The organism is Streptomyces sp. NPDC056628 (assembly GCF_042792555.1).
In the GTDB taxonomy this organism is placed as follows: Bacteria; Actinomycetota; Actinomycetes; order Streptomycetales; family Streptomycetaceae; genus Streptomyces.
The window spans coordinates 21,769-36,630 of record NZ_JBHTWG010000024.1 but is presented as its reverse complement, the minus strand read 5'-3'; the positions used below and the strand labels follow the sequence as shown (position 1 = coordinate 36,630).

Annotated in this window: 10 protein-coding genes; 6 read left to right on the top strand and 4 right to left on the bottom strand. The window is 72.3% G+C overall.

Annotated features, from left to right (window positions below; translation table 11 throughout):
* Positions 1 to 31 precede the first annotated feature (31 nt).
* Both ACFRAC_RS25095 and ACFRAC_RS25090 read left to right on the top strand, forming a co-directional pair.
* Positions 32 to 607: an RNA polymerase sigma factor gene (locus tag ACFRAC_RS25095; protein ID WP_382927763.1), complete on the top strand. Its 576-nt coding sequence runs from the start codon at positions 32 to 34 to the stop codon at positions 605 to 607.
* The gene (locus ACFRAC_RS25090; RefSeq protein WP_382927755.1) at positions 604 to 1,095 is read left to right on the top strand and encodes a hypothetical protein; all 492 of its coding nucleotides are present in this window, start codon (positions 604 to 606) and stop codon (positions 1,093 to 1,095) included. Before ACFRAC_RS25095 ends, ACFRAC_RS25090 begins: the two co-directional genes overlap by 4 nt.
* A gap of 9 nt (positions 1,096 to 1,104) precedes the next feature.
* Here the strand turns inward: ACFRAC_RS25090 and ACFRAC_RS25085 are convergent, their stop codons facing one another.
* Positions 1,105 to 1,902 (bottom strand): N-formylglutamate amidohydrolase, encoded by a 798-nt coding sequence (locus tag ACFRAC_RS25085; RefSeq protein ID WP_382927750.1) that lies wholly within the window; start codon positions 1,900 to 1,902, stop codon positions 1,105 to 1,107.
* A 160-nt stretch (positions 1,903 to 2,062) separates the two neighbouring features.
* Positions 2,063 to 4,282, bottom strand: coding sequence for an NADP-dependent isocitrate dehydrogenase (locus ACFRAC_RS25080; protein ID WP_382927746.1), 2,220 nt, complete (start codon positions 4,280 to 4,282; stop codon positions 2,063 to 2,065).
* Between the two features lie 244 nt (positions 4,283 to 4,526).
* Here ACFRAC_RS25080 and ACFRAC_RS25075 point away from each other — a divergent pair, with 244 nt between their 5' ends.
* Complete coding sequence (locus tag ACFRAC_RS25075; protein WP_382927741.1) at positions 4,527 to 6,092, top strand: M1 family metallopeptidase; 1,566 nt, start codon at positions 4,527 to 4,529, stop codon at positions 6,090 to 6,092.
* Between the two features lie 31 nt (positions 6,093 to 6,123).
* On the opposite strand, the gene ACFRAC_RS25070 is transcribed toward ACFRAC_RS25075, so the two are convergent.
* A complete protein-coding gene (locus tag ACFRAC_RS25070; protein WP_382927738.1) occupies positions 6,124 to 7,218 on the bottom strand; it encodes a mechanosensitive ion channel family protein in 1,095 nt (364 codons plus the stop codon).
* A gap of 321 nt (positions 7,219 to 7,539) precedes the next feature.
* A complete protein-coding gene (locus tag ACFRAC_RS25065) occupies positions 7,540 to 8,304 on the bottom strand; it encodes a crotonase/enoyl-CoA hydratase family protein (protein ID WP_382927735.1) in 765 nt (254 codons plus the stop codon).
* Between the two features lie 143 nt (positions 8,305 to 8,447).
* Between ACFRAC_RS25065 and ACFRAC_RS25060 the strand changes: the two genes are divergently transcribed.
* The 3 genes from ACFRAC_RS25060 to ACFRAC_RS25050 all read left to right on the top strand — a co-directional run bounded on the left by ACFRAC_RS25060 (position 8,448) and on the right by ACFRAC_RS25050 (position 14,837).
* The gene (locus ACFRAC_RS25060; RefSeq protein ID WP_382928378.1) at positions 8,448 to 10,385 is read left to right on the top strand and encodes an ABC transporter ATP-binding protein; all 1,938 of its coding nucleotides are present in this window, start codon (positions 8,448 to 8,450) and stop codon (positions 10,383 to 10,385) included.
* Positions 10,386 to 10,479: 94 nt separating this feature from the next.
* Positions 10,480 to 14,394 carry a glycoside hydrolase family 2 TIM barrel-domain containing protein gene (locus ACFRAC_RS25055; protein ID WP_382927731.1) on the top strand — a complete coding sequence of 1,305 codons (3,915 nt, stop codon included), beginning with the start codon at positions 10,480 to 10,482 and terminating at the stop codon, positions 14,392 to 14,394.
* Between the two features lie 110 nt (positions 14,395 to 14,504).
* The gene (locus ACFRAC_RS25050) at positions 14,505 to 14,837 is read left to right on the top strand and encodes a deoxyxylulose-5-phosphate synthase (RefSeq protein ID WP_382927722.1); all 333 of its coding nucleotides are present in this window, start codon (positions 14,505 to 14,507) and stop codon (positions 14,835 to 14,837) included.
* Positions 14,838 to 14,862 lie beyond the last annotated feature (25 nt).

Here is a 14,862-nt window from a genome sequence, read left to right as displayed (position 1 = left end):
CGATGACGTGTCGTACACGAGGGGTGGGGTTGTGGACCGTGCAGACGTCGGCGCGTTGGTCCGGTCCGCCGTGGACGGCGACGCGGCGGCCTGGAAGGCGCTCGTGGAAGGGCTGAGTCCACTGGTGTGGTCGGTGGTGCGCGCACACCGGCTGGGGGACGCCGACGCCCACGAGGTGTACCAGACCGTGTGGTTCCGCTTCGCCCAGAACCTGGGGCGGATCCGGGAACCGGAGAAGGTCGGGTCCTGGCTCGCCAGCACCGCGCGGCACGAGAGCCTGAAGGTCCTCAAGAGCTTACGGCGGCTGACCGTGACGAGCGATCCGCAGCTGCTCGACCGGGTCAGCGAGGAGCGCACGCCCGAGCAGTCGGTCCTCGACTCGGAGGAGGCGGCCGCCGAGAGCGAACGGATCCGCTGGATGTGGCAGGAGTTCGAGGAACTGGGGGAGCGCTGCCGCCAGTTGCTGCGCGTCCTGATGGCGTCGCCGCCGCCGAGCTACCAGGAGGTGTCGGCCGCGCTGGGCATCGCCGTCGGCAGCATCGGCCCGCTGCGCCAGCGCTGTCTGCGCCGGCTGCGGGCCCGACTCGACGCACGGGGGGCGCTGTGACCGACGACCTGCACGACGAGACTCCGGAGGGCCGGGAGCCCTTCGAGGACGACGGGTTCGACGGGGGGCCGCTGGAGGCGGAGCTGCGCCAGGCGGCCGCCATCCTGGACCCCGTGCCGGCGCAGCTGCGGGAGATCGCCGTCGCGGCCTTCGCGCTGCGTGATCTGGACGCCCGGATCGCCGAGCTGACGTTCGACTCGGTGGTCGACGCCATCCCGGTGAGGGGAGCCGCGGACGTCCCGCGGATGCTGACCTTCCGGGCCGGCGAGGTGACCGTCGACGTGGAGGTGACGGCGCAGGGCCTGATGGGGCAGGTGCTGCCGCCGCAGCCGGCCCGTATCGAGGTGCTGGGCGGGCCGCAGGCGGCCGTACCGGTAGACGCCGACGCCATGGGCCGCTTCTCCAGCGACGCCCCGCTCACCGGCCCGTTCGCCCTGCGGCTGCGGACCGGCGCGGAGGTCGTCGTCACGGAGTGGACGCGGGCCTGAGCCGGCGGCTCAGCGGCTGACGGCGTCCACCAGCGCGGCCAGCGCGCCCGCGAGCCGGGTGAGTCCGGGACCGGCCGGACCGCCCGGCTCCGTCATGTACGTGTCCCGGCGGATCTCGACCATCAGGGCGGACACGCGCGGGTCCGCGCCGTAGAAGTCCAGCGGCACGTACGTCCCCGCGAACGGGCTGTCCAGGCCGGTCTCCCCGCACGGCGCGAACGCCTCCCGCGCGGCGGCGAGCAGTCCGGGCGGCGTGTGGAAGGAGTCGGTGCCCAGGCACACCGGCGGCCGGGGGCCGTCGCCGTGCAGTTCGTAGGGCAGCGGGTCGGCCGGGTACGAGTGCACGTCGATGACCACGGCCCGCCCGGTGGCGGCGAGCCGGCCGGCGACGGCCTCCGTCATGGCCTGCGCGTAGGGCCGGAAGTAGCGCTCGACGAGCGGCTCGGGGTCGGTGCCGTCGGGCCGCAGCGGCTCCCGGTGCGTGGTCCGCGTGTACACGGCCCCCATCCCGACGGCCAGCATCTCCTCCCGGTCGTCGGGGAACCGCTCGGGGTCGACGACGAGCCGGGACAGCCGGTTCACGAACCGCCACGGGGTGACGCCGGCCGCCCGGGCCGCCTCCTCGGCGATCGAGGCGGTGTGCGCGTCGGTGATGTGGTCCAGCTCCCGCTCCAGCGCGGCGTCGTCCAGGACGATCCCGGACCGCACGCCGGCCGGTATCTCCCGCGACGAGTGCGGCACGTGAAGGATCACCGGGGACTCGGGGTCGCCGGGAAGGTGGTCGAACGAGGGTGGCACGACGCTCATGCGCTGCTCCGAAGGTGCTGTCGGTGGTGTACGGCGATCAAGGTGTCACACGCCACTGACAACGGCCGCCGCCGCACCCTCCGCCGGCCGGCCACCGGGGCCCGGACACGGCTCCGCCCCGGCCGGGGACCGGCCGGGGCGGAATCGTGCGACGGGGGCGTCAGCTCAGGGACGCCAGCGCCTCGTTCCACGTGGCGGACGGGCGCATGACCGCGGCGGCCTTGGCCGGGTCGGGCTGGTAGTAGCCGCCGATGTCGACCGGCTCGCCCTGGACGGTGTTCAGCTCCTCGACGATCTTCTGCTCGTTCGCCGCGAGGGTCTCGGCGAGCGGGGCGAACGCCTTGGCGAGGTCGGCGTCGTCGGTCTGGGCCGCCAGCTCCTGCGCCCAGTACAGGGACAGGTAGAAGTGGCTGCCGCGGTTGTCGATGCCGCCGACGCGACGGGTCGGGGACTTGTCCTCGTTGAGGAAGGTCGCCGTGGCGCGGTCGAGGGTGTCGGCGAGGACCTTCGCCTTGCCGTTGCTCGTCGCCGTCGCGTACTGCTCCAGGGACGGCACCAGCGCGAAGAACTCACCGAGGGAGTCCCAGCGCAGGTAGTTCTCCTTGACGAGCTGCTGGACGTGCTTGGGCGCGGAGCCGCCGGCGCCCGTCTCGAACAGGCCGCCGCCCGCCATCAGCGGGACGACCGACAGCATCTTGGCGCTGGTGCCCAGCTCCAGGATGGGGAAGAGGTCGGTCAGGTAGTCGCGCAGCACGTTGCCGGTGACGGAGATGGTGTTCTCGCCGCGGCGGATGCGCTCCACCGACAGCTTGGTCGCCTCGACCGGGCTGAGGATCCGGATGTCCAGGCCTTCGGTGTCGTGCTCCGGCAGGTACTGCTGGACCTTGGCGATCAGGTTGGCGTCGTGCGCGCGGGTCTCGTCCAGCCAGAAGACGGCCGGGTCGCCGGTGGCGCGGGCGCGGGTGACGGCCAGCTTCACCCAGTCCCTGATCGGCGCGTCCTTGGTCTGGCAGGCGCGGAAGATGTCGCCCGCGGCGACCTGCTGCTCGATCAGCACGTCGCCGTTCGCGTCGACCAGGCGGACCGTGCCGGCGGCCTTGACCTCGAAGGTCTTGTCGTGGGAGCCGTACTCCTCGGCCTTCTGCGCCATGAGGCCGACGTTCGGGACGGAGCCCATGGTCGACGGGTCGTAGGCGCCGTTGGCGCGGCAGTCGTCGATCACGGCCTGGTAGACACCGGCGTACGACGAGTCCGGCAGCACCGCGAGGGTGTCGGCCTCCTGGCCGTCCGGACCCCACATGTGGCCGGAGGTGCGGATCATGGCCGGCATGGAGGCGTCGACGATGACGTCGGACGGCACGTGCAGGTTGGTGATGCCCTTGTCGGAGTCGACCATCGCCAGGGCCGGGCCCTCGGCCAGCTCGGCGTCGAAGGACGCCTTGATCTCGGCACCGTTGGCCAGCGACTCCAGGCCCTTGTAGATGCCGCCCAGACCGTCGTTCGGGGACAGGCCGGCGGCGGCGAGGTCGGCGCCGAAGCGCTCGAAGGTCGTCGGGAAGAAGGCGCGCACCACGTGACCGAAGATGATCGGGTCGGAGACCTTCATCATCGTGGCCTTCAGGTGCACGGAGAACAGCACGCCCTGCGCCTTGGCCTCGGCGATCCGCGCGGTGAGGAACTCGCGCAGCGCGGCCACGTGCAGCACGGACGCGTCGACGACCTCGTCCTCCAGGACGGGCACCGACTCGCGCAGGACGGTCGTGGTGCCGTCCTCGGCGACGTGCTCGATGCGCAGCGAGCCGGCCTCGGAGATCACGACGGACTTCTCCGTGGAGCGGAAGTCGTTCTGGCCCATGGTCGCCACGTTGGTCTTGGACTCGGGGGTCCAGGCGCCCATGCGGTGCGGGTGGGTCTTGGCGTAGTTCTTGACCGAGGCGGGGGCGCGGCGGTCGGAGTTGCCCTCGCGCAGCACCGGGTTCACCGCGGAGCCCTTGATCTTGTCGTAGCGGGCCTGGATGTCCCGCTCCTCGTCGGTCTTGGGGTCGTCCGGGTAGTTCGGGAGCGCGTAGCCCTGGCCCTGGAGCTCGGCGACGGCGGCCTTGAGCTGCGGGATCGACGCCGAGATGTTCGGCAGCTTGATGATGTTGGCCGCGGGCGTCTTGGCGAGCTCACCGAGCTCGGCGAGGGCGTCCGGGATGCGCTGGTCCTCGGTCAGGTACTCCGGGAACACCGCGATGATGCGGCCGGCCAGCGAGATGTCCCGCGTCTCCACGGGGACGCCCGCCTGCGAGGCGTACGCCTGGACCACCGGGAGGAAGGAATACGTCGCCAGGGCCGGGGCCTCGTCAGTGTGCGTATAGATGATGGTCGAGTCAGTCACCGGGTGCTCCGCTCCACGTCTGCAACATTGCTCGACATCAAGATATCTCGTGACCGACCCGTCCTCGACAGGGGTCCGGCTCCGGACGTCGGATGCCGTGCGGGGCCGGACCGGTCCCGTCCGGATCCACGCAAACGGACGGACAGGCTCCGTGCAACCTGATCGCGTGGTTCGGCAGTCATGTAGGGAGATCACCGACCGGCGGCCGGTCCTGACCACCCGGCCGCCCCAGCGAAGGCGGACCATGAGATATCGCACCCGAGTGACGGCCCCGGCGGCCGCCCTCATCGGCACCGCGGCGGCCCTGGCCACCGGACCCTCGGCCCAGGCCGCACCGCCGGCGGGGGAGCCGGCGGCCACGAGGAAGTCCGGCACCCCGGGACCGGAGACCCTCGGCGACCCCGTCTACCCGGCCCTGGGCAACGACGGCTACCGCGTCGGCGCGTACGACCTCGACTTCTCCTACGACCCCGCGACCCGCCTGGTCGACGCGAAGGCGACCCTGCGGATCCGCACCACGCAGGCGCTGTCCCGCTTCGCCCTGGACTCCCTCGGCCTGGACATCCGCTCCGTCCGCGTCGGCGGCCGCACGGCGACCTTCGAGCAGGTGGACGAGAAGCTGCGCATCACGCCCGCGCAGACGCTGCCGGACAAGTCCTCGGTGACCGTGTGCGTCGAGTACTCGGCGGACCCGCGCCGGATTCCGCAGCCGCTCACCGGCTGGGTCGACACGCTGGACGGGTTCGCCGTCTGCTGCCAGCCGAACCTGGCCCACACCGTCTTCCCCTGCAACGACCACCCCTCCGACAAGGCCGACTTCACCTTCCGCGTCACCGTCCCCGCCGGTCTGCGCGGCGTCGCGAGCGGCCTGCTCGTGCGCACCGAGACCCTGTCCGGCGGCCGTACGGCGTACACCTACCGCTCGCGCGAGCCCATGGCCACCGAACTGGTGCAGATCACCGTCGGCGACTACGTGATCAAGGAGCGGCAGGGCCCGCACGGGCTGCCGCTGCGCGACGTCGTGCCCGTCGCCCGCGCCGCCGCGCTGGAGCCGGCCCTCGCGCTGACGCCGGGCCTGGTGGAGTGGCTGGAGGCGCGCCTCGGCGCCTACCCGTTCGAGACATACGGGCTGCTGCCCTGCAACTCCGACGCCCCGAACGCCTTCGACTTCACCGGCCTGGAGACGCAGACCCTCACCCTCTACAAGCCGAACTACCTCCTCCAGGAGGAGTCCAAGATCGGCTCGCACATGATGCACGAGCTGGTCCACTCCTACTTCGGCAACAGCGTCAGCCCCGCCACCTGGGCCGACCTGTGGATCAACGAGGGCCACGCCGACTTCTACGGCCTGCTCTACCGCTACGAGCGCGGCTGGACGGACTCCCTGGGGCTCTCCACCATGGAGGCCCGGATGAAGAACACCTACGCCCAGGGCGACCAGTGGCGCCGGACCTCCGGGCCGGTCGCGGCCCCGAACGCCGCGAACCTGTTCGACAGCCAGCGCTACCTCGGCGGCGTCCTGGTGCTGTACGCGCTGCGCAACCTCGTCGGCGAGGACACCTTCAACGCCCTGGAGCGCACCTTCCTCGCCCGCTACCGCAACGCCTCGGCGTCGACGGAGGACTACATCGCCGTCGCCTCCGAGGCCGCGGGCCGGGACCTCGGCGGGTTCCTGCGGGAGTGGCTGTACGGGACGAAGACGCCGCGGATGCCCGGCCACCCGGACTGGACGGTCACCCCGGTGAGCGCCTCGCTCGCCCCGGGCCGCCGTACGACCGCCCGGAGCCACGACAACTCCGCCACCCTGTAGGGCGGGACACCCCTCAGGGGCGGCCCCGCCGTCAGTCGAGGCGGACGGGAGCGATCTCGTCCGCCTCCCCGGCGGCGCGCTGCTGCGGGATGGTCACCGCGCCCTGCTGGATCGCCACCGTGCGGGTGGGCGCCGGGATGCGGATGCCCTCCCGGCGGTAGCGACGGTGCAGCCGCTTGATGAACTCGTGCTTGATCCGGTACTGGTCGCTGAACTCGCCGACGCCGAGGATCACGGTGAAGCCGATCCGGGAGTCGCCGAAGGTGTGGAAGCGGATCACCGGCTCGTGCTCCGGCAGCGCCCCCTCGACGTCCTTCATCACCTCGGCGACGACCTCCGCGGTCACCCGCTCGACCAGGTCGAGATCGCTGTCGTAGGCCACGCCGACCTGCACCAGGATCGTCAATTCCTGCCCGGGACGCATGAAGTTGGTCATGTTCGTCTTCGCGAGCGCCCCGTTGGGCACGACGATCAGGTTGTTGGAGAGCGCCCGCACGGTCGTCTGACGCCAGTTGATGTCCTCGACGTAGCCCTCCTCACCGCTGGCGAGCCGGATGTAGTCGCCGCGCTGGACCGTCTTCGAGGCCAGGATGTGGATGCCCGCGAAGAGGTTCGCCAGCGTGTCCTGGAGCGCCAGCGCCACCGCGAGACCACCGACGCCCAGCGCGGTCAGCATCGGCGCTATGGAGATGCCCAGCGTCTGCAGCACCACCAGGAACCCGATGGCCAGCACCAGCACCCGGGTGATGTTGACGAAGATCGTGGCGGAGCCGGCGACCCCCGGGCGGGACTGCGTGACCGACCCCATCACCCCGGCGATCCCGCGCGCCGCCGCCAGCGTCACCACGAAGATGAGCACCACCGTCAGCGTCTGGTTGACGTGCCGCTGCACCGTCGAGGTGAGCGGCAGCGCCGCCCCCGCCGAGGCCGCGCCGCCGAGGAACGCCGCCCAGGGCACCACGGTCCGCAGCACGTCCACGATCAGATCGTCGCCGCTCCAGCGGGTGCGGTCGGCGTGCTTGCGCAGCCAGCGCAGCAGGATCCGCAGCGCGAGGGCCGCCAGCAGGCCCGCCGCGACCGCGATCCCGGCCATGACCAGGTCGTCCACCGTGAGCTCGCGCTTCACCGGTCACCTCCGGGGTGGAAGGTCGCGGCGAACGCCGCCGCCGGCGGCGCGATATGAGATCTCGTCACGTTGTCCCCTGCTCGATTACACGATGTGCCGTCGCGCCGCCCATGTCGGCCCCCGTCTCCGGCGCGCGGGCTCATCCTGCCGTATCGCGCACACCGGTTCGTGCCCGGCGGCGGCCGCACCGGCCGCTTCCGGGCATTCTCCCCGGAACGCCCGGCGCCTTCGAGGGCCGACGGCCACCGCACGGCCCCCGGCCGAGGCGTGGGCGTCGCACCGGTGGCACGGACGGGGCGCGCGCCCGACGCCCGTGCCCCGTCAGCGGTCCGTGAACGACCCGTGCCGTCCGGCGCCCGCGGCGAAGCGGGCCGCACCCTCCATGCCTTGCGCCAACACACCCTTGCCGTAACGGAGTTCACCCTGCATGGCGGCCGCCTCGCCGAGGCCCTCCTGATCGAGCACCGAGGCCCGGTCGGCCCGCAGGCAGTCCTGCGGGAACCGGGCCAGGGCGGCGGCCAGCTCCTCCGCCTCGGCGCGAGCACGCCCCGCCGGCACGACCCGGTTGGCCAGTCCGATGGCGTGCGCCTCCGCCGCCGGCACCGGCCGCCCGGTCAGGATCAGGTCCATCGCGCGGCTCGTACCGATCAGCCGGGGCAGCCGCACCGTGCCGCCGTCGATCAGCGGCACGCCCCAGCGGCGGCAGAACACACCGAACACCGCGTCCTCCTCGGCGACCCGCAGATCGCACCACAGGGCCAGTTCCAGCCCGCCCGCCACGGCGTGCCCGGCGACCGCGGCGATCACCGGCTTCGACAGCCGCAGCCGTGTCGGCCCCATCGGGCCGTCGCCGTCCTCGGCGACCCGGTTGCCCCGTCCGGCGCCCAGCGCCTTGAGGTCCGCGCCCGCGCAGAACGTGCCGCCCTCGCCCCACAGCACCGCCACCCGCGCCTCGTCGTCCGCCTCGAACTCCCGGAAGGCCGCGGCGAGCGCGGCGGCCGTGGGCCCGTCCACGGCGTTGCGCACCTCCGGGCGGGACAGGACGACGGTGGTGACGTGTCCCTGACGCTCGACGCGGACCGGCATGGCGAGGTCCTTTCCCTGTTCCTGGACGGATCTCGTACGGTACTGAGCGGTCGCTCCGCCTTCCACCGGGGATCGCACACCTGCCCGGATCGTGTCGACCTTGACCTCAACATTGGTCGAGGTCCTAGGTTTCCCGCATGAGCATGGAAACGACCGCCTGGACCCAGCTGCACAGCGTCATGAACGCCGAACGGGAACGCCGCCCCTTCAGCCGCGACACGCTGCGCCGCATCGCCGCCTTCGCCCGCCCCCACCGCCGCCGGATCGCCCTGTTCGTCGTGCTGGGGGTGCTGTCCGCGCTGCTCGCGGTCGCCACCCCCGTCCTCGCCGGGCACGTCGTCGACACGATCGTCCGCGGCGGCGACGAGGACGCCGTCGTCCGGCTCGCCCTGCTGATCGCCCTGATCGCGGTCGCCGAGGCGGCTCTCGGGATCCTCGGCAGACGCCTGTCGGCCAGGCTGGGCGAGGGGCTCATCCTCGATCTGCGGACGGCCGTGTTCGACCACGTCCAGCGCATGCCGGTCGCCTTCTTCACCCGCACCCGCACCGGGGCGCTGGTCTCCCGCCTCAACAACGACGTGATCGGCGCGCAGCGCGCGTTCAGCAACACCCTGTCCGGCGTGGTCAGCAACCTCGTCACCCTGGTCCTCACCCTCGCCGTCATGCTGACCCTGTCCTGGCAGATCACCCTGCTCTCCCTCGTCCTCCTCCCGGTCTTCGTGGCCCCGGCCCGCCGCATGGGCCACCGCATGGCCCGGATGCAGCGTGAGGCCGCCACGCTCAACGCGGCGATGGGAACCCGGATGACGGAGCGCTTCTCGGCGCCCGGCGCCACCCTGGTCAAGCTGTTCGGGCGCCCGGAACAGGAGTCGGAGGAGTTCGCCGCGCGCGCCCGCCGTGTCGCCGAGATCGGGGTGCGCACGGCCACCGCCCAGTCCGTGTTCATCACCGCGCTCACCCTGGTCTCCGCCCTGGCCCTCGCCCTCGTCTACGGCCTCGGCGGCTGGTTCGCGCTGCGCGGCACCCTGGAGGCCGGCGCCGTCGTCTCGCTGGCGCTCCTGCTGACCCGGATGTACGCGCCGCTCACCGCGCTCGCTGGCGCCCGCGTCGAGGTCATGAGCGCCCTCGTCAGCTTCGAGCGCGTCTTCGAGGTGCTCGACCTGAGGCCGCTCATCGAGGAGAAGCCGCAGGCGCGGGACGTCCCCGACGGCCCGGTGTCCGTCGAGTTCGACAGCGTGCGCTTCGGCTACCCGTCCGCCGACAAGGTCTCCCTCGCCTCCCTGGAGGAGGTCGCGACCCTCGACACCCGCGGCGGCGACGAGGTCCTGCACGGCGTCTCCTTCCGCGCCGAGCCGGGCCGGACCGTCGCCCTGGTCGGCTCGTCCGGCGCGGGCAAGTCCACCATCGCCCAGCTCCTCCCGCGCCTGTACGACGTCGACGAGGGCGCGGTACGCCTCGGCGGGGTCGACGTGCGCGACCTGAGCGCCGCCTCCCTGCGCGCCACGCTCGGCATGGTCACGCAGGACGGCCACCTCTTCCACGACACCGTCCGCGCCAACCTGCTCCTGGCCCGCCCCACCGCGGACGACACCGCGCTCTGGGACGTGCTGCGCCGTGCCCGCCTCGACACCCTCGTCCGCTCCCTGCCCGACGGCCTCGACACCGTCGTCGGCGAGCGCGGCTACCGCCTGTCCGGCGGTGAGCGGCAGCGCATGACGATCGCCCGGCTGCTGCTGGCGGGCCAGCGCGTCGTCGTCCTCGACGAGGCCACCGCCCACCTCGACAACACCTCCGAGGCGGCCGTCCAGGAGGCCCTCGCCGAGGCGCTGGAGGGGCGGACCGCGCTCGTCATCGCCCACCGCCTGTCCACCGTGCGCACGGCGGACCTCATCCTCGTCGTGGAGGACGGCCGGATCGCCGAACGCGGCACCCACGAGGAGCTGTTGGCGGCGGGCGGCCGTTACGCCGAGCTGTACCGCACCCAGTTCGAGCAACCGGATTCGGCCAAGGTCGGCCCACACGCCCCTCAGGAACGCACAGACACCGACAGCATCATTGCTTCTACGAAGTCCGCGACCTAGGGTGCGTTCGGTTTCCCCACAGCACCGCACATGATCTGACGCTCCCTCACCACCGTGCAACGCCGCACTGTCGTCCCGAGGAAGGCCGCCGTCGATGCCGATCACGCCCCCCACCCCCGCCGGCCCGTCGCACCTGCCCGGCGTCCCGGTCAGCCGCCGCCGTCTGCTGGAGGGCGGCGCCGCCCTGCTCGGCGCGCTCGCCGTCTCCGGCTCCTCCGCCGCGGCGTACGCGGCCGACGGGGGCGGCGCCGACGCCGGCCCGCCGGAGTGGAACGGGGCCATGGGCCTCTTCCAGGTCGGCGCCGAGCCCCCGCACACCACGCTCATGCCGTACGCCGACGTCCGCCAGGCCCTCACCGCCGACCGCACCCGCTCGCCGTACCGGCTGAGCCTCGACGGCACCTGGAGGTTCGCCTACGCCGAGCGGCCCGAGGACCGGGACACCGACTTCCACCGCACCGACCTCGACGACCGGGACTGGGACACCGTCCCCGTCCCGTCGGCCTGGCAACTGCACGGCTACGACCGGCCGATCTACGTCAACATCACCTACCCCTGGTGGGGCCCCAACGGGCTCGGCGAGGACGCGCAGCCGCCCGCCGCCCCCACCCGCTACAACCCCGTCGGCCAGTACCGGCGCACCTTCACCGTGCCGCGCGACTGGGCGGGACGGCGCACGTTCCTGCACTTCGAGGGCGTCAAGTCCGCCCACTACGTGTGGATCAACGGAAAGCTGGCCGGCTACCACGAGGACTCCTACGACCCCGCCGAGTACGACATCACCCCGTACCTCGAGCCGGGCACCAACCAGATCGCCGTCGAGGTCTACCGCTACTCCGACGGAGACTGGCTGGAGGACCAGGACATGATCCGCCTCAGCGGCATCTTCCGGTCCGTCTACCTCTACTCCACCCCGCCCGTGCACCTGCGCGACTTCCGCCTCACGACACCGCTGAGCGACGGCTACACGGCGGCCGAACTGTCCGTGACCGCGAGCGTGCGGGACTACGGCGGCCGGGGCGCAGGCGACCACACCGTGGAGACCCAGCTGTACGACGCGGACGGGCACCCGGTGTGGTCCCGGCCGCTGCGGCAGACCGTCACCCTCGAGGCCAGCGGCGAGAAGACCGTGGAGGCCGCGAAGTCCGTGCCCCGCCCGCGCCTGTGGTCGGCCGAGGACCCCTACCTCTACACGGCCGTGCTCCGTCTGCGCGACCCGGCCGGCAAGGTCGTCGAAACCCTCTCCCACCGGGTCGGGGTACGGGAGTTCGCGCTGAAGGACGGCCTGATGCGCGTCAACGGCCGGCCGGTCTCCTTCCGCGGCACCAACCGCCACGAGATGCACCCGGTCCACGGCTCCGCCCTCACCCGCGCCGACATGGTCGAGGACATCGAGGTCATCAAACGCCTGAACATCAACAGCGTGCGCACCTCGCACTACCCCAACAACCCGCAGTGGCTCGAACTCGCCGACGAGTACGGCCTCTACCTCGTCGGCGAGACCAACCTGGAGACCCACGGCATCCGCGACCGCTACCCCGGCGACCAGCCCGAGTGGACCACGGCCTGCGTGGCCCGGGCCCGTGCCATGGTCCACCGCGACAAGAACCACGCCAGCGTGGTCATCTGGTCGCTCGGCAACGAGGCCGGCGGCGGCAGCACCTTCCGCGCCATGCACGACTGGATCCGCTCCTACGACCCCACCCGAGTCATCCAGTACGAGGGCGACGACCGGCCGGGGATCAGCGACATCCGTTCCGCGATGTACGAGAGCCCCGCACGCGTCGAGGCCCGCGCCGCGGACACCGCCGACCGGCGGCCGTACGTGATGATCGAGTACTCGCACGCCATGGGGAACTCCAACGGCAACTTCAAGAAGTACTGGGACGTCGTACGGCGTCACGACGTCCTGCAGGGCGGCTGGATCTGGGACTTCGCCGACCAGGCCCTCACGTGGCCCACCCCGGTGCGCACCCTGTTCACCGAGTCCGGGCCGGCCGCGCTGCGCGGTGAGATCGTCGCCCCCGCCGGCACGTTCACCCGCGGCGAGGGCGTCTCCGGCGGCACCGTCTTCGCCCGTGACAAGGGTCTCGACCTCACCGGCTCCCTCACCCTGGAAGCCTGGATCACCCCCCGCTTCACGGGCGGCCACCAGCCGGTCATCGCGAAGGGCGACACCCAGTACGCCCTCAAACAGAGCGACCGCGCCCTGGAGTTCTTCCTCCACGCCGACGGGCAGTGGATCGCCGTGAACTGGGCGCTGCCCGGCGACTGGACCGGCCGCGAACACCACATCGCAGGCGTCTTCGACGCCACGGCCGGCACCCTGACCCTGCACGTCGACGGACAGGTCCGCGCCACCCGCACGACCACCCGCCGCCCCGAGAACAACACGGCGCCGCTCGCCCTGTGCACCGACGTCGACAACCCGACCCGCGAGTTCAGCGGCACCGTACGGCGGGCCCGTGTGTACGCCCGAGCCCTGAGCGCGGCCGAACTGGCCGACGAGAAGCGGGGGAGCGGCGACGACGGCGTACGGTTCTGGTTCGACGCGGCCACCGTCCACGTCACCGAACGCCGGCCCCGCGACAAGACCTTCTTCGCGTACGGGGGCGACTGGGGCGACATCCCCAACGACGGGGCGTTCTCCGGGGACGGCATCGTCACCGCCGACCGGACGCTCACCGGCAAGTCGGCCGAGGTCAAGCGGGTCTACCAGGCGATCGACGCCGCCCCCGCCGACGGCGACACGCTCGCGCCCGGCGCCGCGCTCACCCTCACCAACGAGCACCTGTTCACCAGCCTCCGTACCTTCGACGGACGCTGGGAGCTGCTGGCCGACGGCGAGGTCGTCCGGCACGGCCGTCTCAGCCCGGCCCAGCTGGACGTGGCACCGCTGTCCAGCAAGCGTGTGACGGTGCCCTTCGACGTGCCGCGCACCCCGGCACCGGGAACCGAGTACTTCCTGCGGTTGTCGTTCACCACCCGGGAACGCACGAAATGGGCCGAGCCCGGCTTCGAGATCGCCAGGAAGCAGATCCCCGTCGACGCGGGCGCCCCCGCGGTGACACCGGTCCCGCTCGCGAGCGTCCCCGCGCTGCGCCACACCGACGGCGAGACGGCGGTCACCGTCGAGGGCCGGGGCTTCTCCGTCACCGTCGACAAGGCGACCGGCGTCATCACCTCCTACGAGGCGGACGGCGCCCCCCTGATCGTCTCCGGACCCGCCCCGAACTTCTGGCGGGCGCCCACGGACAACGACCGGGGCAACGGCCAGCACACCCGCAACCAGACCTGGCGCGACGCCGGCGCCCGCCGCGAGGTCACGGACGTCACCGTGCGCGCCCTGCGCGACCGGGCCGTCGAGATCAAGGTCGCCGGCACCCTGCCCACGACCACCCCCTCGACGTACACCACGACGTACACCGTCTTCGGCAACGGCGAGATCAAGGTCGACAACACCCTCCACCCGGGCGCGGCCTCCCTCCCCTACATCCCGGAGGTGGGCACCCTGCTGCTCCTGCCCGCCCGGCTGGAGAAGGTGCGGTATTACGGCCGCGGCCCCGAGGAGAACCACTGGGACCGCAACGACGCCACCGACGTCGGCGTCCACTCGGGCACCGTCTCCGGCCAGGGCACCCCCTATCTGCGCCCGCAGGAGAACGGCAACCGGACCGACGTGCGCTGGTTCGCCCTCACCGGCGGCCGCGGCCCGGGACTCCTCGTCACCGGCGAACCCCTCGTGGAGGTCAACGCCTCGCACTTCACCCCCGAGGACCTGTCGACCGGCGTGCGCCACGCCTACCAGCTGACCCCGCGCGAGGAGGTCGTCCTGCGGATCGCCCACCGCCAGATGGGCGTCGGCGGTGACAACAGCTGGGGCGCCCACACCCACGACGAGTACAAGCTGTTCGCCGACCGCGACTACTCCTACACGTACCGGCTGCGCCCGCTCGCGGACGCGTCCCGGGCGATGCGCGCAGCGCGCCGGCCGACCGCGCTGGAGTGACCGGGAGCGGCGGTAGGTGTGGCCGGCGGGAGACCCCGCCGGCCACCTGCTGTCGCGGACCGCCCCGAAAACCTGTCGAGTGCGTCCGGAGGGGCGCCTACCCTGACGGCATGTCCCACGGCAAAACCGCCTACGTATGCCTCTCTTGCAGGGCCTCGTACAAGCAGCCCTACGACAGGGACCGGCCACGGCGCATCTGCCCGCGCTGTGCGCGACCGCTGATCCACGCGGGATCGGCCTTCGCCGCGCCGCCGCGCCGCGACCGCGACGCGTGGCGCGTGCTCACCGTCCTGCTCCACGCGGGCATCCGGTTCCACAAGAGCTGCTGCGGCGGACCGGGGTACCGGCCGCGCACGCTGAGGGAGGTACGCGAGCGGATGGCATACGCCCGCCGCACCGGCGAGTCCTTCGCCAGGGCGCTCGTGCACTACGACGTGCCATGACGGAGACCGCGAGCCCGACACGCCT